24 protein-coding genes and 1 tRNA gene are annotated in these 22383 nt (G+C 58.3%); 14 read left to right on the top strand and 11 right to left on the bottom strand.

Going from position 1 to position 22383, the window contains the following annotated elements; all coding sequences use genetic code 11:
- Positions 1-4: 4 nt before the first annotated feature.
- Positions 5-1099 (bottom strand): redox-regulated ATPase YchF, encoded by a 1095-nt coding sequence (gene ychF / locus G439_RS0102710; RefSeq protein ID WP_022867653.1) that lies wholly within the window; start codon positions 1097-1099, stop codon positions 5-7.
- Positions 1100-1234: 135 nt separating this feature from the next.
- Between ychF and G439_RS12110 the strand changes: the two genes are divergently transcribed.
- From G439_RS12110 to G439_RS0102690, 4 genes are all read left to right on the top strand, one after another.
- Positions 1235-2269 (top strand): endonuclease domain-containing protein, encoded by a 1035-nt coding sequence (locus G439_RS12110; RefSeq protein WP_022867652.1) that lies wholly within the window; start codon positions 1235-1237, stop codon positions 2267-2269.
- Between the two features lie 361 nt (positions 2270-2630).
- On the top strand, positions 2631-3821 hold the full coding sequence (gene xseA, locus G439_RS0102700) for an exodeoxyribonuclease VII large subunit (protein WP_424133822.1): 1191 nt from the start codon (positions 2631-2633) through the stop codon (positions 3819-3821).
- The gene (locus G439_RS0102695; protein WP_022867650.1) at positions 3818-4048 is read left to right on the top strand and encodes an exodeoxyribonuclease VII small subunit; all 231 of its coding nucleotides are present in this window, start codon (positions 3818-3820) and stop codon (positions 4046-4048) included. Before xseA ends, G439_RS0102695 begins: the two co-directional genes overlap by 4 nt.
- A gap of 53 nt (positions 4049-4101) precedes the next feature.
- Positions 4102-5040: a carbohydrate kinase family protein gene (locus G439_RS0102690; RefSeq protein WP_022867649.1), complete on the top strand. Its 939-nt coding sequence runs from the start codon at positions 4102-4104 to the stop codon at positions 5038-5040.
- A gap of 87 nt (positions 5041-5127) precedes the next feature.
- Here the strand turns inward: G439_RS0102690 and G439_RS0102685 are convergent, their stop codons facing one another.
- The gene (locus G439_RS0102685; protein WP_022867648.1) at positions 5128-5889 is read right to left on the bottom strand and encodes an isoprenyl transferase; all 762 of its coding nucleotides are present in this window, start codon (positions 5887-5889) and stop codon (positions 5128-5130) included.
- Positions 5890-6099: 210 nt separating this feature from the next.
- Between G439_RS0102685 and trhA the strand changes: the two genes are divergently transcribed.
- Together trhA and greA are read left to right on the top strand one after the other, a co-directional pair.
- Positions 6100-6777 (top strand): PAQR family membrane homeostasis protein TrhA, encoded by a 678-nt coding sequence (gene trhA, locus G439_RS0102680; RefSeq protein WP_022867647.1) that lies wholly within the window; start codon positions 6100-6102, stop codon positions 6775-6777.
- Between the two features lie 158 nt (positions 6778-6935).
- Positions 6936-7415: a transcription elongation factor GreA gene (greA, locus tag G439_RS0102675; RefSeq protein WP_022867646.1), complete on the top strand. Its 480-nt coding sequence runs from the start codon at positions 6936-6938 to the stop codon at positions 7413-7415.
- Positions 7416-7422: 7 nt separating this feature from the next.
- Here the strand turns inward: greA and G439_RS10905 are convergent, their stop codons facing one another.
- On the bottom strand, positions 7423-8907 hold the full coding sequence (locus G439_RS10905; protein WP_022867645.1) for an AI-2E family transporter: 1485 nt from the start codon (positions 8905-8907) through the stop codon (positions 7423-7425).
- A 116-nt stretch (positions 8908-9023) separates the two neighbouring features.
- Here G439_RS10905 and msrA point away from each other — a divergent pair, with 116 nt between their 5' ends.
- A complete protein-coding gene (gene msrA / locus G439_RS0102665; RefSeq protein WP_022867644.1) occupies positions 9024-9635 on the top strand; it encodes a peptide-methionine (S)-S-oxide reductase MsrA in 612 nt (203 codons plus the stop codon).
- Between the two features lie 200 nt (positions 9636-9835).
- Here the strand turns inward: msrA and G439_RS0102660 are convergent, their stop codons facing one another.
- The 3 genes from G439_RS0102660 to G439_RS0102650 form a co-directional block, all read right to left on the bottom strand.
- Positions 9836-10231 (bottom strand): FKBP-type peptidyl-prolyl cis-trans isomerase, encoded by a 396-nt coding sequence (locus G439_RS0102660; RefSeq protein ID WP_022867643.1) that lies wholly within the window; start codon positions 10229-10231, stop codon positions 9836-9838.
- A gap of 11 nt (positions 10232-10242) precedes the next feature.
- Positions 10243-11184 carry a Bax inhibitor-1/YccA family protein gene (locus G439_RS0102655; RefSeq protein ID WP_022867642.1) on the bottom strand — a complete coding sequence of 314 codons (942 nt, stop codon included), beginning with the start codon at positions 11182-11184 and terminating at the stop codon, positions 10243-10245.
- Positions 11185-11288: 104 nt separating this feature from the next.
- Positions 11289-11362, bottom strand: a tRNA-Leu gene (locus G439_RS0102650).
- 123 nt (positions 11363-11485) lie between these two features.
- Here G439_RS0102650 and nhaA point away from each other — a divergent pair.
- Positions 11486-12724 carry a Na+/H+ antiporter NhaA gene (nhaA, locus tag G439_RS0102645; RefSeq protein WP_022867641.1) on the top strand — a complete coding sequence of 413 codons (1239 nt, stop codon included), beginning with the start codon at positions 11486-11488 and terminating at the stop codon, positions 12722-12724.
- A 112-nt stretch (positions 12725-12836) separates the two neighbouring features.
- Here the strand turns inward: nhaA and G439_RS0102640 are convergent, their stop codons facing one another.
- The 3 genes from G439_RS0102640 to G439_RS12105 all read right to left on the bottom strand — a co-directional run bounded on the left by G439_RS0102640 (position 12837) and on the right by G439_RS12105 (position 14957).
- Positions 12837-13808, bottom strand: a complete 972-nt coding sequence (locus tag G439_RS0102640; RefSeq protein WP_022867640.1) for a Ppx/GppA phosphatase family protein — start codon at positions 13806-13808, stop codon at positions 12837-12839.
- A 73-nt stretch (positions 13809-13881) separates the two neighbouring features.
- Positions 13882-14394: a DUF501 domain-containing protein gene (locus G439_RS0102635; RefSeq protein WP_022867639.1), complete on the bottom strand. Its 513-nt coding sequence runs from the start codon at positions 14392-14394 to the stop codon at positions 13882-13884.
- Positions 14391-14957: an FtsB family cell division protein gene (locus G439_RS12105; RefSeq protein WP_051125665.1), complete on the bottom strand. Its 567-nt coding sequence runs from the start codon at positions 14955-14957 to the stop codon at positions 14391-14393. Before G439_RS12105 ends, G439_RS0102635 begins: the two co-directional genes overlap by 4 nt.
- Positions 14958-15382: 425 nt before the next feature.
- On the opposite strand from G439_RS12105, the gene G439_RS0102625 reads away from it, so the two are divergent.
- From G439_RS0102625 to G439_RS10890, 6 genes are read left to right on the top strand one after another with little or no spacing between them, the layout of a single operon-like run.
- On the top strand, positions 15383-16234 hold the full coding sequence (locus G439_RS0102625) for an ABC transporter substrate-binding protein (RefSeq protein WP_022867637.1): 852 nt from the start codon (positions 15383-15385) through the stop codon (positions 16232-16234).
- Entirely contained in the window at positions 16231-17463 is a 1233-nt protein-coding gene (locus tag G439_RS0102620) for a Zn-dependent hydrolase (protein ID WP_022867636.1), read from the top strand. Before G439_RS0102625 ends, G439_RS0102620 begins: the two co-directional genes overlap by 4 nt.
- Positions 17460-18290: an amino acid ABC transporter ATP-binding protein gene (locus G439_RS10895; protein ID WP_022867635.1), complete on the top strand. Its 831-nt coding sequence runs from the start codon at positions 17460-17462 to the stop codon at positions 18288-18290. Before G439_RS0102620 ends, G439_RS10895 begins: the two co-directional genes overlap by 4 nt.
- Positions 18290-18928 carry an amino acid ABC transporter permease gene (locus G439_RS0102610; RefSeq protein ID WP_022867634.1) on the top strand — a complete coding sequence of 213 codons (639 nt, stop codon included), beginning with the start codon at positions 18290-18292 and terminating at the stop codon, positions 18926-18928. Before G439_RS10895 ends, G439_RS0102610 begins: the two co-directional genes overlap by 1 nt.
- A gap of 20 nt (positions 18929-18948) precedes the next feature.
- Positions 18949-19605, top strand: a complete 657-nt coding sequence (locus tag G439_RS0102605; RefSeq protein WP_022867633.1) for an amino acid ABC transporter permease — start codon at positions 18949-18951, stop codon at positions 19603-19605.
- A gap of 12 nt (positions 19606-19617) precedes the next feature.
- On the top strand, positions 19618-20193 hold the full coding sequence (locus G439_RS10890) for an L-2-amino-thiazoline-4-carboxylic acid hydrolase (RefSeq protein WP_022867632.1): 576 nt from the start codon (positions 19618-19620) through the stop codon (positions 20191-20193).
- Between the two features lie 78 nt (positions 20194-20271).
- Here G439_RS10890 and eno read toward each other — a convergent pair whose 3' ends face one another.
- Both eno and G439_RS0102590 read right to left on the bottom strand, forming a co-directional pair.
- A complete protein-coding gene (gene eno, locus G439_RS0102595; RefSeq protein ID WP_022867631.1) occupies positions 20272-21558 on the bottom strand; it encodes a phosphopyruvate hydratase in 1287 nt (428 codons plus the stop codon).
- Between the two features lie 187 nt (positions 21559-21745).
- Complete coding sequence (locus G439_RS0102590) at positions 21746-22315, bottom strand: SurA N-terminal domain-containing protein (protein WP_022867630.1); 570 nt, start codon at positions 22313-22315, stop codon at positions 21746-21748.
- Between the last annotated feature and the right edge of the window lie 68 nt (positions 22316-22383).

The raw sequence follows: 22383 nt of genomic DNA, 5'->3' as shown, positions 1-22383 counted from the left end.
TATTCTACTTCTTAGACGTAAGCCCTGTCCGGAACTCGACGACATCGCCGTCGCGCATGACGTAATCCTTGCCTTCCATGCGCACGCGGCCGGCCTCGCGAGCCTCTTTCATGCCGCCAAGCTCAACCAGATCCTCAAAGGACACAATCTCGGCCTTAATGAAGCCACGCTCGAAATCCGTGTGGATGACGCCGGCAGCCTTGGGAGCGGTATCGCCCTGGCGGATCGTCCAGGCGCGCGACTCCTTCTCGCCGGCAGTCAGATAGGTCTGCAGGCCGAGGGTATCGAAACCAACTCGTGCTAACTGGTCCAGGCCAGACTCTTCTTGGCCTGATTCGGCGAGCATTTCACGGGCGTCGTCCTCGTCAAGCTCAACCAATTCCGACTCGAACTGAGCATCCAAGAAGATCGCTTCAGCCGGAGCGACCAGCTGATGCAACGATGCCTGCAGGTCTTCATCCTCCAGGCCTTCCGCATCCATGTTGAACACGAAGATGAAGGGCTTGGTGGTCATCAGTTGGAAGGATTTGAGGGCTTCTTGGTCCAGATCCGCTCCCGCAGGCCCAGACAACAACTCGCCCTTTTCCAGCAGCGCCAACGCCGCCTGGGCGGTCTCCAGCACCACGGGTTCGGTCTTCTTACCGCGAACTTCTTTTTCCAGGCGCGGGATCTGCTTTTCCAGGGTCTGCATGTCAGCCAGGATCAGCTCAGTTTGGATGGTCTCAATGTCCGAAGCTGGATCGACCTTGCCATCAACGTGGACCACATCAGGATCGGAGAACGCACGCGTCACCTGGCAGATAGCGTCGGCCTCGCGAATGTTGGCAAGGAACTGGTTACCCAGGCCCTCGCCTTCGGACGCGCCGCGCACAATACCCGCAATATCAACGAAAGATACGGTTGCAGGAATCACCTTCACCGAGTTAAACATCTTCGCCAGCACATCCAAGCGAGGATCCGGCAGCGGCACCACACCCACGTTGGGCTCAATGGTTGCGAAAGGATAATTCGCAGCCAGAACGGTGGCGCGGGTCAGAGCATTGAACAGGGTCGACTTGCCAACATTGGGCAGTCCGGCGATTCCGATCGTAAGAGACACGGCTGCAATCCTAGTCGACACGGGCGAGCCCACCCTACTGATCGCCTATCCACAGGCCTGGAACACCTCACATTTATCCACAGGAACGCACCACTGGGGTCGTCCTCGTGACTATTGGTAAGGCACTCTCGGAGGATGAGCCTGCCCCACACTCAAGTCATCCGAACGCAGGGAAACCAGCGACGAGTCCTTCCCGACCAGTCTGTGTCTATCCGACGCGGCGCCATTTTGCTGCTCAAAGATGAGGATATGACTGCGCCCATGTGGCGCGCCCAATCCCTTGCAAACGGAGCAAGGATTCTCGCGACGAATCACTTCACACGCGGATCAACAGTTTTCACCCACGAATCCGCGATGATTGCCCACGGCCTTGCACCGTGGTGTAAAAATCCGAATGTGTCGTTGCGCCCGAAGGGACGCTGCAACCGCAAGATCCTGCCTGCGCTGCGAATAGGCGAGCACTCCATTGCTTCGGTCCACTCGGTGCCGACACAAAGCACCCGTCTCGGGGATGATGCGGAAGCGGTCGACGGAGTGTTGGTTGACTCTCTTGAAACGACAGCGCTGCTCATGGCTGCCAGCCGTCCGCCCACCGATGCGATCGTGGCGGTGTCGCAGATTGTCCGTCGACTATCGAAGTTTGACAGGTTTTTACCGAAAGCCTCTCGTGCTCATGAAGCTGGCGTCAAGGCGCACTTATTGGAACGCTTGAGCCCTGGAGGAGATTGCGCGCACTTGAGGGGAGCATCGCGGGCTGGGTTGCTAATCGCGGGCTCGGATGCGGGGTGCGAATCGGTTGGCGAGGCCGCACTGCTGACAGTTTTGCTCACTCTTGAGCCCCAAAACATCCGCACTCAGTATGAGATTGTTGCCAACGGGAACACCTATTTTGCAGACTTTGCCCTGCCCAAATGGCGAATCGTGATCGAGTTCGACGGCGTCATCAAAATGGGGACAAATGAACGCGAGTTTCATCAGGCACAGGCAGAGTTAATGGCGCGGCAACGTGATCTGGAGGACGCCGGGTGGACTGTGGTCCGAGTAGGTTGGAAGGATCTGCTGAACCTTGACGCGCTACGCGCCAAGCTATTGGCCCGAATCCTCAGAGTACAGCGGATCCCAACGCTGCCAAGCCGGCTGGCTGAGGACTACTGGCGTTTACACCTGTGAGCGTGAAGGGCCCGCACGATGGAACGCAATGAAGTGCGGGGAACTTTAACCGTGTCGTTCCCTCGCGCCCCACACGCTTACAGCACCCAGACCCCCGCGCAACCGTGCACAACAGGCTGTAACCGTGTACAACCCTGGAAACCCACACACTTACAACACCCAAACCCCCGCGCAGCCGTGTGTAACAGGCCGTAACCGTGTACGAAGCCAAGGCGCGCGGCGGAAGCACGCCGTGACCAGACTGTGGCATATTGATCGGGTGCCTACCCCCGACGCTCCACAGACTCCACCGGCCGCTAAAGCGGCCGACACCACCAGGGATAACCCCTGGCCACTGCGGCGCCTCACTGAGAACATCAAGATCTACGTCGACCGCATGTCACCCCTGTGGGTCGAAGGCCAAGTCATCGAATACAAGATCCGCCCCGGCGCCAAGATGCAGTTCCTGAAACTGCGCGACCTTGAAACCGACACCTCGATGACGGTCACCGCCTGGGCGGGGGTTATCGAAGCCGCTGGTCCAGCTTTGGAAGAAGGCTCCCGCGTTGTCACTCGGGTCAAGCCAGTGTTTTGGGAACGCTCCGGGTCCCTCAACCTTCAGGCAGCGGAACTCCATCTTCAAGGTCTGGGGGATTTGCTCGCCCGTATCGAAGAGTTGCGCCGGCGCCTCGCCGCCGAAGGTTTGTTCAATGAAGACTTCAAGAAGCCCTTGCCTTTCCTGCCACGGCGCATCGGCCTCATCTGCGGGCGCAACGCGAAAGCCAAAGATGATGTCGTTGTGAGCGCCACTGACCGGTGGCCGTCCGCCAAGTTCGAGATCCGAGAGGTCGCCGTTCAAGGGACCAACTGCGTGCGCGAGGTAACCCAGGCGCTTGCCGAACTCGATGCCATTGAAGATATTGACGTCATCGTCATTGCACGAGGCGGCGGCGCAGTTGAGGACCTCCTCCCCTTCTCCGACGAGGTGATGGTCCGCGCAGCTGCCGCGGCCAAGACACCGGTGGTTTCGGCGATCGGACACGAGGGCGACTCTCCTCTACTGGACCTCGTTGCCGACTATCGGGCTTCTACGCCTACCGACGCGGCGCGCCGTATTGTCCCTGACCGCGCCCGTGAGCTTGACGGTATTGAACAGGCGACAAACCGCATCCGTAATGCTGTAGCGACAAGACTGGCAACTGAAAGCCAGAGGATCACAACTCTGACCTCAAGCCCAGTTCTGGCTTCCCCCACCGCCGTCCTGGACGGACATAAGGCCGCCCTCGACAAGCAGGTGACAACGCTGCGCCATCTGTTTGAACGAAACCTCGCTGCTCGGAAGCACGAATTGGGCCAGGCCCAAGCGACGTTGACGGCGTTGTCGCCGCAGGCGACTCTTGACCGCGGGTACACGCTGCTCAAGCTCCCTAACGGCCAGGTTGTGCGCGACGCGGCTGATATTAAGAAGGGTGATCTGCTCGAAGGCATTTTGGCGCGAGGGCGCATGGTCGCCCAGGTTTTCGGAACTACACCCGCTTCCCCGACACAAGATTCTCAAGGAGACAACCCATGACCGACACCAATGATTTTCCTGAGGTTAGCTCGCTGGCATACGAGCAGGCGCGCGATGAGCTGGTGGCAATTGTGCGCCAACTCGAGGGCGGCCAAGCTCCTTTAGAAGACACTTTGGCTTTGTGGGAACGAGGCGAAGCGTTGGCACTGCGTTGCCGAACGATCCTTTCGGAAGCGCAGGACCGTTTGGAACGCGCAACCGCCGCGGAAGCTCCCAGCCACGACTAGACTGGCTGTCGAATCACGTGCGTGCTCAGGCACGGCAAACGGAAAGAAGACTCATGGACCTCACCACCGAACCTCATATCCTCACCATCGGTGAAGCCCTCATCGACTTGGCATTCCCCGCTGGCCACCCCGAACAAGCGGTGGGCCACCCCGGTGGATCACCGGCTAATGTGGCAATGACTTTGGGGCGCCTCGGTCGTCCAGTTGCTTTCCAAACGTGGTACGGCGACGACGATTACGGCCGCCAGGTTGAAGAGCACTACCAGGCATCCAAAGTGTTTATCACCCCAGAATCCAAGGGTGCGGATCGCACGACGACTGCGATGGCCGAGCTCGATGAGAAGGGTGCGGCGACGTACACCTTTGATTTCGTGTGGGATCCGACGGCTCCGATGAAGATTTCGGATAAGGCAGAGATCATCGAGGCTGGCTCAATTTCTGCAGCTCAGCAGCCAGGTGCAGGCGTGGTCCTTGAGACATTGAAAAAGGCACGCGATCATGCGGTGATTGCTTTCGACCCAAATGCGCGTCCGGCGATTATGGGAACCCCTGAAAAGGCTCTGCCTTTGGTGGAAGAGTTTGTTGCTGTGGCGGATCTGGTGAAGGTTTCCGATGAGGACCTGGAGTGGTTGACGGGTTCGCAGGATTTGGAGGCCACGATTGACCGTTGGCTGGGTCTTGGCCCCTCAGTCATTATTGTGACCCGCGGCAAAGAAGGCGGGTTGGCTGTCACCCGCAGCGGCATCCGCGTCGAGCACGCACCCAAGAAGGTCAAGGTGGTGGACACCATCGGCGCCGGAGATTCCTTCATGGGCGGCATTTTGGATGCGCTCTGGGGCTTGGGGATTCGTGGTGCGGCCGGCAAGGAATCGCTCAAAGATATTGACGAGGGCGACCTGCGTTCGATTTTGGCCAGGGCCAGCGCAGTGTCTGATGTGACGGTGTCGCGGGCTGGCGCTAATCCTCCGTGGGCACACGAATTAGAGGACTGAGCGTTTGAAGAAAGTTGGGCTGGTCGCAAGTATGTGACCAGCCCTTCTTTTTCCGACTACCCTCAGTGAGCTCCGCTGTGCAGCAATCTACTTTCCGAGGCGTCGCTCCCTTTGTGCGTATGAGCGTAGGGCTCGCAGGAAATCGACGCGTCGGAAGTCGGGCCAGTAGACCTCGCAGAAGTAGTACTCGGAGTGGACTGATTGCCAGAGCATGAAGCCAGAGAGTCGCTGTTCTCCCGATGTTCTAATGACGAGGTCGGGGTCGGGTTGGTCTTTGGTGTACAGGTGCGCTGTGATGTCGGCATCTGACAGGGATGAGGCAAGTTCTTCCAGGCTGGTTCCTGCTGCCGCGGCGTCTTGAATGACACCGCGTACGGCCTCGGTAATTTCGTGGCGGCCGCCGTAGCCAACGGCAATGTTGACTGTCATACCTTGTATGTCTCGGGTATTGTCAATAGCAGTCAGTAAGCGTTTCGCGGTGTCTTCGGGTAGCAGGTTGAGGTCGCCGACGATTTTGAGCCGCCATTTCTGCTGGTTGGCCAAGAGTTCGACGGCTTCACAAATAATGCCGAGGAGTTCTTTGAGTTCTTGAGCCGTTCGCGAGAGGTTGTCGGTAGATAGGAGCCAGAGGGTGACGATGGAGACGCCTGCGTCTTGGGCCCATTCGAGGAACTCCGAGATTTTCCCTGCGCCAGCGCGGTGTCCGTCAGAAGCTGTTGTTCCAATGGATTTGGCCCAGCGCCTGTTGCCGTCGAGGATCACACCGATGTGGGCTGGGATTGCTGCGTCGTTGAGTTCTGTGCGCAGTCGGCGTTCATAAAGGTCGTACAGCAAATTCCACTGGGGCATGTGAGTCCTCCATCTGGCAGTTCCGACGCGGCCATTTTGACATGCTTCTTGAGCTGAGCCAACGAGAATGGAAAGTTTTAGGGCGGGTGTTACACCCGCATCTGAGTTATTTTATTTCTGGCGTGTTCAGGTTATGAGAGATAACCTACGATGCAGTAACTTACGCTATCGTAGGTTCGGGAGTTCAAACACCAGCATTGAAGGGGCACCATGAAGATCGCTTCGATCAAACCGACCAGCTGGGTACCAGATCAACTGGTCGCCATCAAACCTCACCTTCGCGGATGGCTACACCTCATTGCGGCTCCCCTGTCCCTGATCGCATCCATCGTCTTGGTGTGCCTCGCCCCGGAACCTGCGACAAAGTGGGCCTCGGCCGTTTACCTAGCTTCATCACTCATCCTCTTTGGAGTCTCGGCCGCCTACCACCTGTTCTACTGGGCACCCAAGTGGGAAACCATTTTCAAACGCCTCGATCACTCAAACATCTTCCTCCTCATTGCAGGCACCTACACTCCACTGTCAATCGCCCTACTCGACAAACCCACCGCCACACTCATCTTGTCAATCGTTTGGACGGGCGCGCTGATCGGCATCCTGCTCAACCTCTTCTGGCCCACGGCCCCACGGTGGCTCACTACCCTGGTGTACGTCGCACTCGGATGGGTAGCTGTCGGATTCCTCCCCCAGCTCTGGGCAGCCGGAGGACCCGCAGTAATTTGGCTAATTGTCGCCGGCGGAATCCTCTACACCATCGGCGCGGTCGTCTACGGCACCAAGAAACCCAACCCGTGGCCAACATGGTTCGGCTTCCATGAAATCTTCCACGCCTTTACCGTGGCCGCGTGGGCATGTCACTGCGTCGCCGTGTATATGGCGGTGCTGTAACAACTGCTTCACTCGCACCATCACCGATGCGCTAGGACGCATCCACCAAATACCAACGTGCGATGACGCATCCAGCGAATTAGACGGATATTGCTACACTCATCGGGTATTCACGCCGGCACCGCCTCGGTGCCGGCCCTTAATTTTGGAGGAAACCGATGGCTGATACCCAATGGCTGACTCAGGCCCAGTACGACCTGCTCAATGACGAGCTAACTGAGCGAGTCGAGGTCAAGCGGCCTGAAATCGCCCGTCTTATCGACAACGCACGCCAAGAAGGCGACCTGCGAGAAAACGGCGGCTACCACGCTGCACGCAATGAACAGTCCATGAACGAAACCCGCATCCAGGCGCTCCAAGAAATGCTTGCTCACGCCCAGATCGGCGAAACCCCCGCCGACGACGGGATCGTGGAACCAGGAATGGTTGTTACCGCTCTGGTTGCCGGGCGCGAACAAAAGTTCCTTCTGGGCTCGCGCGACGCCGGCGGTGACCTCGGCATCCAAGTGTTCTCAACCGCAGCGCCGCTGGGAGCAGCGGTCACCGGCCACAAAGTCGGTGACAAGCTGACCTATGAGGCTCCCAACGGCCGCGATATTGAAGTCGAAATCATCGAAGCCAAGCCTTTCGCAGGTTAACTATTCTCTAGTCACGCGACTCGGATTCAGCGGGGGCTGTGCCATTGGCACTGTCCCCGTTTTCCGTGCCCTCGGTTCGGGACGCGTCAGCGTCGTCCTCGTCCTCGTCTGCTTGGGCACCAATGTCGAGGCCGGTCGGCGTACCTGCAGGTAACTCGTCACCGCCCTGGCTGGCTACCGGATCGACGGCTGAGGAAACGCGCGAAGCCGAACCGTAGGAAGCGGACACCATTTCCTCAAGCATCCCGGGAGGGCCGCCAGCGCGATCCTGTTTGGTTTGCAGCTCAGGCATCGAATCGTATCCGTGCAAGTAGAGGAATGTGGCGTTAATGAAAGCCGCAATCGGCACACCGAAAATGGCACCAGGAATACCAGCGATTGAACCAGCAGCAGTCACAACCAACAAGACTGCCATCGGGTGCAACGATACGGCATTGGACATCAGCAATGGCTGAAGAAGATTCGATTCGATCTGTTGAACGACCAGGATGATCACCAGCATGATGATGCCTGCGGTCAGCCCCTGGTCTACCAGCGCCACGAAAACCGCGATCGCACCCGACACGAGAGCACCGACGATCGGTACGAAGGACGCGAAGAACACAACGACCGCGATGGGCAGCACCATCGGCACCCCTAGGAAGAAGGCACCTAAGCCGATGCCTACCGCATCGATAGCCGCTACTTGAATTTGGGTGCGAACATACGAGCCCAGCGTCACCCAGCCTCGGATAGCAGACTCGTGAAGAGGCACTCGGGCAGGTGCCGGGAAAAGCCGAACAACCCACAGCCAGATTCTCCGCCCCTCCCGGAGGAAAAAGAAGAGGCAGAAGAACATCACCAACGTACTCGAGACAAGTGTGACAACCGATGAGGTAACAGACAAAGCTCCCGTCGCGAGCTGGTCGCTGTTCTTTTGAGCCCACAAAGTGATTTCGTTCTGAACAGTCTTCAGCCCTTCACCAATGTAGGAGGCGTCAAGTTTGAGAGGGCCCTTTTCCATCCATTCAGTAATCGCACCGACTCCAGCTGATGCCTTGGTGAAGAGTCGCGGAAGTTGCTGGATAATTTCATTACCCGCCTGAGACAGCGCCGTGACAATAATGACGAGGAGGACGATCAAACCTGCGGCGGCCGCAAGCGTGGGAGAAAACCGCAATTTCTTGACCAGCCAACCGACGAAGGGCTCAAGCAGAACAGCCAAAAGAAGCGCGATGGCCAGCGGCATAATGATGATCGTCAGCTGAGTGCCTAGCCAAAGCAATCCTGCTGCAGCAACAGCAACGATAATGGCACGCCAGGAGATTGCTGCGCCCACTCGAATACTCCATGGCACGGCCTCGGCGGCATCGCGGTCTGATTTGAGGGAGTCTCCGGGGCCGAAGGGCATGGTGTCGTTGTACTTCTCGTCGGGTTTATCGACGACCTGCGTGGTGATGCGCTCAAATAATTCTGCGAAGCTCCACTTCATGCGCGTGCTCTCAGAGCTCATGGGTTCCTCCATTATTGACTGCGGTTCTAGCGTAGCGGTCGCTTCGGGCACCCGCTCAACGCTTTGAGTGAGACTGCCGGCGCGCGAGGGGGCTGCGTCTGTGTTCCAATGGCGTCATGATTTCCTTCCAGACTCCTTCTTCGTCACCCATTCGTCAGTCGACCCACCTGTTATTGGGAACCTCCCTGGGTCACAAACCGAGTGAACATGAGGAGGTCCTCTATTTTGCTGCCGGCTGTTTCTGGGGCGTTGAGAAGGCTTTCTGGAATGCGCCTGGAGTGGTGGCTACTGCGACGGGCTATATGGGTGGCGACGTGGCGTCACCCTCGTACGAGTTGGTATGCACGAGGACGACGGGTCACGCGGAAACGGTTCGTGTCGTTTTTGATTCGACGAGGACGAGCGCGGCTGAACTCATTGCCTTGTTCTTTGAGATTCACGATCCGACCCAGGCTGATGGGCAGGGTAATGACATCGGTCCACAGTATCGCAGTGCGATCTGGACGACGACTCCTGACCAGTATGACGTTGCTGTCCGAGCGCGTGATGCCTATCAGAATGAGGTGTCTGCGCACGGCTTTGGATCGATCACCACTTCGATTGAGGATGCGTCCGCGGCTGGGCCTTTCTGGCAGGCAGAGGATTATCACCAGCAATATCTGATCAAGGTGCCTAACGGTTACGAGTGCCATGCGCGAACAGGTATTCCGTGCCCCATCATCGTGTAACGCCACCGGCGTTGACAGATGGCCCAGCCAGATGGTGGCAAGCCCTGGCCGGGCTTCGAACCGATTCACTGGGTGAATCGGTGAGCGGGCGGGCGGGCCATCATCCGGCTGGGGCCACAACAACTTGTGCGTCCCTCGCGGGAGTTTTGTGCGTCCCTCGCGGGAGTTTTGGGCGTCCCTCGCGAGGGGAAGGTGTGGGGTCAGGCGACGCCTAGGATGTCGGTGACGAAGACCAGAGTGTCTCCCCCACCGATACCGGCCTGGGGAACTCCGCGATCACCGTAACCGTATTCGGACGGAATCGACAGCAGGACGCGTGAACCAACCTTGTGACCAAGCAGCCCCTCGTCCCAGCCTCGGATGACCATGCCGACACCGATCTGGAAGGTCAGGGCCTGGCCACGATCGTAGGAGTTGTCGAAGACGTCACCGTCGAAGACCTGTCCCAGGTAGTGGCAGTGGATGGTGTCACCGGCTTCGACGACTTGGCCGTCGCCCTCGTGAAGGACCTCAACGAGCAGCTCGTCAGAAGGTACGGATTCAAATGCGAGCGAGGGCTTGCGGCCAAATTCGCCGGTGACGGTGATGTTTTCCATTTTTAGTTCTTTCAGTCGTTGCGCAGGTAGGACAGGATGCGCAGGATTTCGAGGTAGAGCCACACGACGGTGACCATGATGCCGAAGGCGCACATCCACGCGTACTTTGCGGGAGCACCTTGTTGGACGCCGACCTTGACCTGGTCGAAGTCTTGGATGAGGCACAGGGCCCCAATGACAACGGCTACGAGGCCGACGATGAGTCCGAGCGGCAGACCCATGAAGGTCATTTGGTCGAAGCCGCCCTGCAGGAGGCCCGTCATGGATAGAACCATGTCGAGGATTCGGTAAACGAGAATGCCGACAAGGGCGATGAGGGTGAACTTGGCGAGCTTCGGAGAGTTGCGGACCTTACCGGAAGCGAAGAGAGCAAGCGTGACACCAAAGACTGCGGCAGTCGCCAGGAGCGCTTGGATGACGATGCCGGGGTAGACGGATTCCGTGACGCCTGAGATGGCGCCGAGGGCGAATCCTTCGAAGCCTGCGTAGGTCAGAATGACGGCTGGCCGGATCGTCTTGGAGAAGGAGACCACCAGGACGCATACGAAAGCAATGAGGATGGATCCGAGGGCGATCATCATGCCGAGCCCGGGGTTGGCGGCTGCGACTGTCCAACCGAGGAAAGCGCCGACCAGCAAAAGACCAAAGGAAATGCCGCTCTTAACAATGACGTCATCGTAGGTCATTTGCCTGCGGTCGACGGCGTCGGCTGCCGGAGCGCTCATTGCGGCCTCGTATTGCGCCATTTGTTCAGCAGAATAGGTGGGAGCCCCTGCACCTTGGGACTGTCCTGCCTGAGCCGTCTGGTACGGGTAGCGCGGGTCGACTGTTGCCGTCGGCGAGGCTCCGGGCTGGTAGCCGGGCATCGTCGGGTAACCGTTGGGGGTTTGACCGGTCGAGATTGCGGTCTGTGACCACTCTTTTTCGAGGCGGTTGAACACGGGGTTGGCCATCGAGGTCTCCTTGAGTTCGTAGAATCCGTACCCCAAGAGTGTCACATGATGGACTGAAAGGCACCTGGAGCCAAGATTATCCGCCCTCAGCGCAATGGTTGCGGTACCCCCGGTCGGACTCGAACCGACAACACACCGATTTTAAGTCGGTTGCCTCTGCCAATTGGGCCACGGGGGCGAACAGCTACAGACCTTACAGGATCACAGCTTGATGACAAGTTACGGTCACTGCACTCATCTATCTTAGCGTTTTCGTTAGACTCCGTAGACGCATTGTTAACAATCCCGGAAGGACTCTTGTATGAGCCCCGCAGCCGACGCGTCTGCCAAAGACATCGCCGACCGCATCAAGCACTTCCTTTCCAACGAAACCAGCGCAGGAATGCTGGTCATCGTTATCGCTTTGATTGCCTTGGTGATCGCAAACTCACCGCTCAGCCATTTCTACGAACATCTGTCACACATGGAGTTCGGACCGAAGTCTTTGGGTTTGCATCTGAGCGTTCATGAATGGGCTGCTGACGGGCTCTTAACAATCTTCTTCTTTGTCGTAGGCCTTGAACTCAAAACCGAGTTCGTCACGGGTTCACTGCGTGACATGAAGGAAGCCGCACTACCGATGATTGCCGCAGCTTTTGGCATGATCGGCCCGGCAATCCTCTACGTCACAATTCAACTGACATTGGGCTCTTCGCACTTCTCCGGTTGGGCTGTCCCCACAGCCACAGATATCGCCTTCGCCGTGGCGATCCTGTCGATCTTCGGCAAGGGGCTGCCGCCCGCAGCCCGCACTTTCCTGCTGACTTTGGCCGTGGTCGACGACTTGCTGGCCATTATTGTCATTGCCGTTTTCTACTCATCCGGCTTGAATTTTGTTGCCTTGGCCGCTTCTCTGCTCGTCATCGCAGTATTCGCTGTTCTGGTGAACAAGGGCATCCGCCACTGGTGGATCCTGCTCCCGTTGGGTGTCATCGCATGGGCCTTTATGCTCAGCTCCGGCGTCCACGCCACTATCGCTGGCGTTGCCTTGGGTCTGGTTGTTCCAGCAACTCGTACACGCGAAGGCCAGATGACTCACGACTTCGTCGAGAAGTGGAACCCCTGGTCAGCGGGCTTAGCTTTGCCGATCTTCGCATTCTTCTCCGCCGGCGTGAATGTGCTGGGGGCCGAGGGCGGCATCATCAAGACGCTGACCGACCCGATCACCATTGGCGTAGCCATTGGCCTACCCCTAGGCAAGCTCCTCGGCATTTGGGGAAGCGTCTGGCTGCTCACCAAGTTCACGAAGCTGCGCCTGGGCAACGGCGTGGACCTGCCGGATGTGGCAGCCATGGCTCTGCTCGCAGGTATCGGATTCACCGTGGCCATGCTCATTGGTGGCTTGGCCTTCACCGACGAACTTCTGCAGGCTCACGCACGCTTCGGTGTCATTATTGGCACCTTCGCTTCTGCAATCTTGGGTGCTATCGCACTACGGATGCGTCTGCGTCAGACGGTACGTGGCGCCGGGGCAGAGAAGTCTCGCAAGAAGAACCACTAAGACCAACCTGGCTTACGCTCGCCTCGCCGCGGGGTGCTAGGAACTCTAAGTGAGAGGCTCTGGAGCAATGCGTTCCAGAGCCTCTCACTTTGCCTAAAATTCGCGCCCATCTCTACATCAAAGACAGGGCAATGCCATCAAGGATGTCGTGTTCGGATGTCACAACCCGGTCAATCTCACGTCCGGCCTCGCCCGCACGTTCAACCACTCGTGCCACGATCCGACTCCAAATAAGCGATCCCGCAGCAATGACGTCCTCACGGCCTGCGGGCATGAAACCAAGCGCGGCTTTTACGGCAACAGGTTGATCGACCATGAACCGTACGGCCTGGTCGATCTCTTCCACCGTCAGCCACGCTCCGTGAATACGTTCAGGCTGATAACCGGTTAAACCCAGCGCCTGAGCGGTCAGCGTCGTTACCGTGCCGGCGACGCCAACCAGGGTACGCACGCGACGAAGATCAACGGACTTTTCTGCCCGATTAAGCTGTTCGTCGATCCACTCAATCGCACGGCGTTGGGATTCCTCGTCAATGCCGACACCAGGATCGCAGTGAGCGAAGAACTTCTCGGTGACACGCACAGCTCCCATGTCCACCGAAATAGACTGTTCAACGCTTTCGCCGCCGAGCACCAATTCGGTAGACCCTCCACCGATATCAACGACAAGCATCGGTGATTCAACGTTCTCACCCAGCCCCTGGACTGCCCCCACAAAGGACAGCGCCGCCTCTTGCGTTCCCTCAACAACTTCAGGGGCCACCCCCAAGACGCGCGTGATCTCTTGGACGAAGTCATCTCGGTTGCTTGCATCGCGGCTAGCTGAGGTGGCGACAAAACGGATCCGGTCGACCTCGAGCCGGTCAATCATTCTGCGATATTCGGCGGCCGCTTCAACCGTGCGCTGAATAGCCTGCGGGTCCAGCACTCCTGTTTCGTCGACCCCTTGTCCCAGACGAACAATACGCATCTGTCGGGTCAAATCCGTCAACTCAGGTAGTTGCCCCTCCCCTCTGGGGATGGCATCGGCTACCAGAAGCCTGATGGAATTGGTTCCACAATCTATAGCTGCTACTCGAGTCACCGGCAGATTCTCGCACAGCCCGCCATCATCTCCGGTTCTGACTCTCGATCTGGGTCACGATGGGAGTAGTTTCTCAACAGCTGCAGCGATTCGGGGACCATAAACCCCGCTCTGCCATTGCCTCAATGGCAAGATCGCCAATCGGATTCACTCCCGGCCCTGATGCCAAAGCATGTCCAACGAGGGCGTGCAGGCATTTGACACGATTGGGCATTCCGCCGGCAGAAACACCCGCGATCTCTTCAACCTGGCCCAACGCATCGCGTCGAGCAATGTAGTCGGCGTGCGCCTGCGCATAGCGGTCAGCAACCTGTGGGTCTTGCGCGAGCAGAGCGTTGTATTCCTCCATGACGTGTTCGGCCTCCAAGGTGGAGCAGGCTTTTACCGCGGGAGGACAGGTCAGGTAGAAAGTTGTTGGGAAAGGTGTGCCGTCTTCGAGGCGCGGCGCAGTCTGGACGACCGTTGGGCGCCCACAGACACAGCGGGCAGCAATTCCTACGACCCCACGCGGAAGACGACCCAGTTGTTCACGTAGGACGTCGAGGTCGGCCTCGGTTGCGCTTGTGGGATTGTCAGCGTGTGTCATCGTCCGGATTCCTGATCGGTAGTGGAAGCACCGGATTGGACACCGGCACCTGATTGAGCCGTACCGGATTGTACGCCAGCTCCAGACTGGCTGGAATTATGTGCAGCGTCGCCGTCCACGGGATCGGCCTCGTCGGCTTTTTGGATGAGGATGCCCACGACTTGAACCCAGGGACGCTTGGGTCCCTCGTCGAGGGCGGCGCTGACCTGCGCATCATCTTGATAGTCGTCACCAGGATCAACCACGGCATATTGGGTCTCACCTTTTTTGACGTAGCCGAGCCGATCCCTGGCTTGCGACGCAATATATTCAGGGTCTTGCCACAGCTCAAGTTGCTCTTCCATTGCTGCATTGCGTTCTTGCGCAGCCGCAACCCGAGCTTGAATGTCGCGATAATCCTGTTCTTGGCGCCACCAGTCGTAGACGTTGGGAAGCAGGAACACTGCGAGTACACCCGCCAAGAGCGCCACCGTCAAGAGTCGCACGGAGATCTCGAGGCCACCAAATGAGAAGGCTTTTCCGTCTAATACGGCCTGGCTTGGTCCGGAGTTTTTGTGATCCATGCGCTGGCGCGTGGGGCGAGAGCTGGCGCGAACCCTAGTCTGGCGTTGCTTCTGTGACGAGGTCGATGTTCGCTCTGTACTGCGCCGCTTTGAAGCTGCGACAGGCACACCACTGGTCGGCTCAGCGCCCGACGCGGAGCGTTTGGGCCGCTTGGGCGTAGCTGGCCGCCCTCGTGACGTGTCTTTTGGCATAAGCCCCATCATGCCTGATTCACCTGCAGGTTTCCCGAAGACCTCAGGGGGTGTCCTTCACAGGCTTACGGATTCCTTGCAGACGGCCGCCTTATGCCAACGAGCAAAGTCACGAATCAATTTGTGCTGTCACAAATGCTCATATGACGGTTTCAACGCGCCATCTCCCTTTCAAGTTTTTAGCGTAGAGGCCGCGGTGACCGCCCGGGTTGCCGAGACGAAAGGAAAGACCCATGTCATTGAAACGTCGCGCATCAGCTACATTTACCGCTCTCGCGCTCTGCTTGGGGCTTTCCGCATGTGGCGGATCCGCTACAGACACACCGACTTCAGGTGACCAATCTGGCGCTAAAGCCGCACCGACTCAAGGTCTAGACACAGACGGCGTCGTCACTGTGGGCGTCCCCACCTTCCCGCCTTTCGTTGGCTTTGACAACGGCCAGATCACTGGACCGGAAGGCAAAATTATCAACGAGATTGCCAAGATCAACGGCTGGGAAGTCGAAGCGGTCTCCTACGACTTCGCAGCCCTCATCCCTGCCGTCCAGAAGGGCCGCGTCGATATCGGCATCGGTTCACTATTCCGGACTCACGCTCGCGCAGAATCAGTGGACTTCACGGATCCCATCTACATCGAGCCCGGCTCCATCGTGTCCAAGCAGGGATACTCCTCAGTACGAGAACTGGTCGATCTGAAAGTCGGAACCGTCCAGGGCTTCAACTGGGTTGATGACGTCGACAGGGTTCTGGGAGGGGACCTTAAGCAGTACCCGTCCTCGTCAGAGCTGAAAGCCGACCTGGAATCAGGACGCCTTGATGCGGCAATTGACTCCAACGGCACAGCCTTGTACCTGTATGCCGACACCGAATACAAGGTCAACGTGATCGAACCGGACGAAGAAATCTCCGCTTCGACCAATCCGGGACAAACAGCAATCATCCTCGAAAAAGGCAATGCGGCACTGGCCGAACAACTCAACGCCGCGATCGCCGAACTACACGCCAACGGGTTCATCGCTCAAACACTTCAAGATGCCGGACTTGATCCCAATGCCGCAAAGATTGGCGAACCCAGCTACCTATGAGTTCAATTCCAGGCATCAAAATTGACAGTAAGCGCCTGGCCTCCAGGCTCGAAAAGTTCGCGCAATTCGGAGCCACCCAAGGCGGTGGAATACACCGCACGGCGCTGAGCCCCAACCATCTTCGCGCGCGCAAACACCTCCTGGATGTAGCGCGCGAACACGGGTGGCCCACTGCTATTGACTCCATTGGCAATATTTACGTCACTCGCCCCGGAAGTGAAGCAGACGCAGCGCCCCTGGCCGTCGGCTCACACCTAGATTCCCAACCTAATGGAGGCCGCTTCGACGGAACCTACGGTGTTGTCGCAGGCCTGGAGGCCCTCGAAGCCCTCGATGAGGCAGATGCTTCAACGCGGCGCGGCGTCGTCCTCGTAGATTGGATGAATGAGGAAGGCGCACGCTTTGCTCCCTCGCTCATGGGATCGATGGTACGAGCCGGCGTGCTCAGCCTCGACACCGCACTGGCGGCAACCGACAGTGACGGGCTGACAGTGGGCGAAAACTTAAAGCAATGGCTACCACTTCCTCAAGGCAAGGTCCCAACACAATTTCATGCCTACATCGAACTCCACATCGAACAAGGACCCATCTTGGAGGACCGAGGCGCCGTCATCGCCGTCGTTGAGGGAGTCCAGGGAATCACCCAGTTCGACATCTCGTTGACTGGACGCGCAGCACATGCGGGCACGACACCGACTGCGAATCGTCGTGACGCCCTCGTGGCCGCGGGCAAACTCGTCGTGGCGTGCGACGAGGCCGCGCTTAGCGATCCAGATCTGAGATTGACGGTCGGGGACCTACGGGTTGAGCCAGGCGCACGTAATGTTGTTCCTTCCCACGCCACATTGAAGATCGACTTGCGCCATCCTCAGCGTCAACACCAACTGTCGTGGACCCAGCATGTTATTGATGCAGCTAGCAAAATTGCTGCCGCATCTGGGCTTGAGGTCAGCATTGTTGAGCACATGGATCAGCAGCCGACCGTGTTCCATCCGAACATCCGCCAAGCAGTTCAGAGGGCCGCTCAAGCACACGGATATTCACCCGAGCTCCTCTTTTCGGGGGCTGGCCACGACGCTGTTCCTATCTCTTCAACCTGCCCCACAGGCATGATCTTCATCCCCTGCGTCGACGGGGTGTCTCATGCCGAAGATGAAGCCATCACTGACGAGTGGGCGGTCAGCGGCGCCCAAGTTCTTCTCACTAGCGTTCTGGAGCTCAGCCAATGATCTACTCCCCTACATCGGAAAACCTCACCCAGGCTCACCCAGAGGTATCTGATGATCCACAGCCTCTCATTTCAATCCGAGGTTTGACCAAGAGCTTCGGCAATCTTCGGGTATTGGACGACGTCAACCTGGATGTGGCCCGCGGTCAAGTCACCGGCATTATCGGCCCATCCGGTGGAGGCAAGTCAACTCTTTTGCGCTGTATCAACCTGCTCGAAACCCCAGATTCGGGAACTGTTCGAGTCGGTTCCCACGTCTACCACGGGTCGCAGAGAATTGCCGAGGCCGACCTGCGCGCGCTACGAGCCAAGACCGGCATGGTGTTCCAAAGCTACGACCTGTTCCCCCACTTGGACGTGCTGAGCAACGTGACGCTGGCACAGCGCCGTGTATTAGCGCGTTCAAAGGACGAAGCCCGGGATCGAGCAATGACTTTACTGGCTCGGGTTGGCTTAGCTGATCGAGCCAATGCCCGTCCCGCTGAACTTTCAGGCGGTCAAAAGCAGAGGGTTGCCATTGCTCGCGCGTTGGCTCTAGACCCCGAAGTGTTGCTCTTCGACGAGCCCACTTCGGCCTTGGACCCCGAATTGTCCAGGGAAGTGCTGGCCGTGATTCGTGACCTAGCGGATGAAGGTCGCACCATGATGGTGGTGACTCACGAGGTATCTTTTGCTCGTGATGTGGCCGACCAGCTGGTCGTCATAGTAGCGGGAAGAATCTACACGTCCGAAGAGTTAGTGGGACATCCGACCGAGGGCGCCGACGATGCTGCGGTGGCGAGCTTTGCCACGGCATCGGAATACCTGTCACGAGTGTTGGCCAGCTAATGTCTGAGATTCTGCTCGCGATCGCTCAAGGAATTCCTTTGACGATCCTGGTTACGGTATCGGCTTTCGCCCTTGGTGTGCTGTGCGCGGCGCCGCTGATCTTGGCTCAACGCACGCCCTCGAAGATCCTGACGTGGCTTGCACGGGGAGTCATCGACATTCTGCGCGGCGTACCAGTGTTGGTTTGGCTCTTCCTGCTCTACTTTGGCATCACAATCGGTGACTTTGTGTTCGATCCTTTACCCGCAGCCATCATCGCTTTGGGTTTGACTTCGGGAGCTCACCTGGCAGAAACGGGCCGTACCGCCTTAGAAGCCGTTCCACGTCACCAGTGGGAGTCAGCCCGCGCCCTGGGACTGAGCCGTTCGGCAACTTTTTGGCTCGTCCTCGTTCCCCAAGCAGTCAAAATTGCTTTGCCGTCAGCAACATCTTTTGCACTTGTCCTTCTGAAAGACTCCTCAATCCCGTCGGTGATCGGCGTAACAGAGATCAGCTTCCAAACCACCAGGGTTGCTCGCGAAACAGGAGTTCCTCTCAACGCCTATGTTGCTGCGGTTGTTTGCTATTTGGCGCTGTCATTGCCACTCGCATTCCTCTCGAGGCGCAGTGCACCGGCTAGACGACAGGAGGTGCGCTAGAAGTGGATTGGATGCAAATAGTGCCTGACCTTTTCTCGGGCCTACTTGTCACGCTTGAAATCGCGTCGGTCACCAGCATCGTCGGAGTCCTGTTAGGTTTCCTTGCTGCCCTGGGTGTTGGTTCGCGCTTCAAAGTGATCTCCTATGCGACAGTAGCTCTGGTTGAGATTGGCCGCGGCACGCCCGTGATTGTCATGCTCCAGCTGGTGTACTACGGGCTACCGCAAACTGGTTTGACTTTGGAATCGATGCCCGCCGCGTGGGTGGCGTTGTCACTGATTACCGCGGCGTATTCAAGCGAGATCATCCGGGCCGCCCTCGATTCAGTTCCGCGCAGCCAACGTGAGGCCGCGCGCGCCCTGGGTCTATCTCGACCCCAAGTACTGCGCGACGTCATTTTGGCGCAGGCCGCGCGTACCGCTGCCGCTCCCCTATTGGGGTTCCTGGTCCAGATGTTCCAGGCGACCTCTTTGGCCTTTGCTTTGTCGGTACCAGAGATCCTTTCGCGGGCATATGACATTGGCACTCGGACATTCAACTACCTGCCCGTTATTGCAGCCGCAGGCGTGATGTACGCCGTCGTCTGTATTCCTTTGATGCATCTTGTGCGCCGCTTGGAAAAACGGTGGGCACCCGAAGACGGCCAGCGTCTACTCGTGAATCAAAGACGTGCGTGATTAGGAGGAAAAATGAGTACACAAGAAACTATCCCTAACGCGATCGGCGATCTTCCGATCTTGCTCAAGCGTGAGATTGAGGCCCGCGCACTGGCGCCGGTCTACGAGATCATCAAGCGCGAATTTGGCCAGGAAAAAGCTCGCTCGATCTTGTCCGAGGCCGTCCATGAGCACTCGGTGGCCGAGGGGCGAGCATTCGCAGCACAGGCCGAAGGGGGTGTTTCTATGCGCACCTTTATTGACATCCAAGATTTGTGGTCCAAGGGCGGGGCCCTTGACCATGATGTGCTGGCAGCATCAGATCATGCCTACGACTACCAGGTGCATAACTGTGCGTACGCGGATATGTATGAACGCCTGGGCTTAAAAGAAATCGGAACGATCCTGTCATGCCAGCGTGACTACGAGTTCATCCTGGGCTACGACAAGGACATTGTTTTAGAGCGTTCACCATCAATCATGATGGGCAATGACCACTGCCTGTTCAGGTATCGCCTGCGTTCCGAGGTCGGCGAAGACTTCGGCGGGGAAAAGGATGAGCCAGGTAAAGGCTACGAGGTCGATGAGGTGAGCTTGGAATCCAAGTGATGTCAAAGGGCGAGGCCCCGAGCAGAATCAACTACTCGGGGCCTCGCCCTTTCAGCTCAGCTGTTCCCTACGTCAGGCTCAGGCCTTGAAACGGGGGAAAGCGGAAGCGCCAGCGTAAACGGCTGCATCGTCGAGGTCCTCTTCGATGCGCAGCAGCTGGTTGTACTTGGCGACGCGCTCGGAGCGGGCCGGTGCACCGGTCTTGATCTGACCGGAGTTGGTGGCCACAGCCAGATCGGCGATGGTGGTGTCCTCGGTCTCGCCGGAGCGGTGCGAGGTCATCGAACGGTAGCCATTGCGGTGAGCGGTCTCGACTGCGTCGAGGGTCTCGGTCAGCGAACCGATCTGGTTGACCTTAACCAGGAGGGCGTTGGCGCCACCCAGCTCAATGCCCTTGGCCAGACGCGAGGGGTTGGTGACGAAGAAGTCGTCGCCGACCAGCTGAACGCGATCGCCAATACGGTCGGTCAGAGCCTTCCAGTCATCCCACTCGTCCTCGGACAACGGATCCTCGATGGAGACCATCGGGTACTTGGTGATGAGCTCTTCGTAGTAGTTGACCATGTACTCGGTCGAACGGGCTTCGCCCTCGAACTGGTAGGTCTTGGTCTTCTCATCGAAGAACTCGGTGGAGGCAACGTCCAGAGCAAGGGCGATGTCCTTGCCGGGCTCGAAGCCGGCCTTCTTGATGGCCTCGATGATCAGGTCCAGCGCAGCAGCGTTGGAGTCGAGGTTGGGGGCGAAGCCGCCCTCGTCGCCCAGGCCGGTGGACAGGCCACGATCCTTGATGACGGCCTTAAGGGTGTGGTACACCTCAGCACCCCAGCGCAGGGCCTCACGGAAGGAGGGGGCGCCGATGGGAGCAATCATGAACTCCTGGATGTCAACGTTGGTGTCCGCGTGGGAGCCACCGTTGAGGATGTTCATCATCGGGACGGGCAGAACGTGAGCGTTCGGGCCGCCGAGGTAGCGGTACAGGGGCAGGCCAGCCGAATCGGCGGCAGCCTTGGCGACGGCCAGGGACACGCCGAGGATCGCGTTGGCGCCCAGCTTGCCCTTGTTGTCGGTGCCGTCCAGGTCAATCATGGCTTCGTCGATGGCGCGCTGGTCAGCGGCATCCATGTCGATGAGCTCGGGGGCGATGATTTCGGTCACCGCGTCAACGGCGTCCTGAACGCCCTTGCCGAGGTAACGGCCCTTGTCGCCGTCACGGCGCTCAGAAGCCTCGAAAGCACCGGTGGAAGCGCCGGAGGGAACGGATGCACGCGAAAGGGTGCCGTCCTCGAGCAGGACCTCGACCTCGACGGTCGGGTTGCCGCGCGAGTCCAGAATCTCGCGAGCGCCAATTGCCTCAATCCTTGCCACGTCATTCTCCAATCGATCAATTTCGTGGACGTGTGTCGCCCCTAACGATAGTCCAGGGCGGCGGTCAACGGCACCCCCAGTTTCAGGGGCGTCACGTTCCGGGCACTTCGTCTGATAGCCATTCAGCAACGAGGGCGACGTAAGTCCCCGGCAGACAGTATTCCAAGGAGCGATGAATCACATCGATTCACTCAGCCGAAGGCTCCCCCATTGCGCCAGCATCCACAGTGGGCTGCTTGGCATCGCCGAATGTAGCCAACACATAGTGTCTGGTCTGCGGGTCAATCATCCCCTCGCCGTAACGCGGATTCACCTCAATCTGCTGTTGGGCTTGAATCTGCTGGAAAGCATCCATATCAAGGTTCGACCGTGTAACGGCCGAAGCGACAAGATTCCACTTAATGAGGTGAAGGAAGGTCGAAGAATAGTTGCCGTCAAAAGCAGCAAGCTCTTCAGTGGCGTTAGCTTCCAAAGCTGCTTGGACGTCCTCGTCACTCACAGTCAATCCGGCCTTCTCGGCGTATTGAATTGGGGCGTCAGCATTGGCCAGCATCCACACAATGTCGGTCTTGGACAGATCGTTCTCGGTGCCCTCAATGAGAGAGTTGTACTGCAACATTGCCTGGTCAACATCGGCCTCGGTATATGTGCGGCCGTTGACCTCAAGGGCGATCCCCGGCTTGGCGGAGCAGGCACCCAGGCCCAGAGCAACGACTGCAGCCGCGGCGACAACGCCGACTTTCTTGACACTGAACACGTGCTGTCCTTCCATTCGTGGCCCTTTGACCACAGGTAAGTCTAAAACCTCAAGCCCATCAGATGCGT

The organism is Schaalia vaccimaxillae DSM 15804, assembly GCF_000420425.1.
Lineage (GTDB): Bacteria > Actinomycetota > Actinomycetes > Actinomycetales > Actinomycetaceae > Pauljensenia > Pauljensenia vaccimaxillae.
The sequence above is the reverse complement of the archived record's forward strand: the minus strand, read 5'-3'. Positions and strand labels throughout refer to the sequence as shown.

Bases quoted from the DNA above. Each gene is read 5' to 3' on its own strand.
- G439_RS12110 (WP_022867652.1), top strand. From the start codon at position 1,235: ATGAGCCTGCCCCACACTCAAGTCATCCGAACGCAGGGAAACCAGCGA.
- G439_RS0102695 (WP_022867650.1), top strand. From the start codon at position 3,818: ATGACCGACACCAATGATTTTCCTGAGGTTAGCTCGCTGGCATACGAG.
- G439_RS0102690 (WP_022867649.1), top strand. From the start codon at position 4,102: ATGGACCTCACCACCGAACCTCATATCCTCACCATCGGTGAAGCCCTC.
- G439_RS0102685 (WP_022867648.1), bottom strand. From the start codon at position 5,889: ATGCCCCAGTGGAATTTGCTGTACGACCTTTATGAACGCCGACTGCGC.
- trhA (WP_022867647.1), top strand. From the start codon at position 6,100: ATGAAGATCGCTTCGATCAAACCGACCAGCTGGGTACCAGATCAACTG.
- greA (WP_022867646.1), top strand. From the start codon at position 6,936: ATGGCTGATACCCAATGGCTGACTCAGGCCCAGTACGACCTGCTCAAT.
- G439_RS10905 (WP_022867645.1), bottom strand. From the start codon at position 8,907: ATGAGCTCTGAGAGCACGCGCATGAAGTGGAGCTTCGCAGAATTATTT.
- msrA (WP_022867644.1), top strand. From the start codon at position 9,024: ATGATTTCCTTCCAGACTCCTTCTTCGTCACCCATTCGTCAGTCGACC.
- G439_RS0102660 (WP_022867643.1), bottom strand. From the start codon at position 10,231: ATGGAAAACATCACCGTCACCGGCGAATTTGGCCGCAAGCCCTCGCTC.
- G439_RS0102655 (WP_022867642.1), bottom strand. From the start codon at position 11,184: ATGGCCAACCCCGTGTTCAACCGCCTCGAAAAAGAGTGGTCACAGACC.
- nhaA (WP_022867641.1), top strand. From the start codon at position 11,486: ATGAGCCCCGCAGCCGACGCGTCTGCCAAAGACATCGCCGACCGCATC.
- G439_RS0102635 (WP_022867639.1), bottom strand. From the start codon at position 14,394: ATGACACACGCTGACAATCCCACAAGCGCAACCGAGGCCGACCTCGAC.
- G439_RS12105 (WP_051125665.1), bottom strand. From the start codon at position 14,957: ATGGATCACAAAAACTCCGGACCAAGCCAGGCCGTATTAGACGGAAAA.
- G439_RS0102625 (WP_022867637.1), top strand. From the start codon at position 15,383: ATGTCATTGAAACGTCGCGCATCAGCTACATTTACCGCTCTCGCGCTC.
- G439_RS0102620 (WP_022867636.1), top strand. From the start codon at position 16,231: ATGAGTTCAATTCCAGGCATCAAAATTGACAGTAAGCGCCTGGCCTCC.
- G439_RS10895 (WP_022867635.1), top strand. From the start codon at position 17,460: ATGATCTACTCCCCTACATCGGAAAACCTCACCCAGGCTCACCCAGAG.
- G439_RS0102610 (WP_022867634.1), top strand. From the start codon at position 18,290: ATGTCTGAGATTCTGCTCGCGATCGCTCAAGGAATTCCTTTGACGATC.
- G439_RS10890 (WP_022867632.1), top strand. From the start codon at position 19,618: ATGAGTACACAAGAAACTATCCCTAACGCGATCGGCGATCTTCCGATC.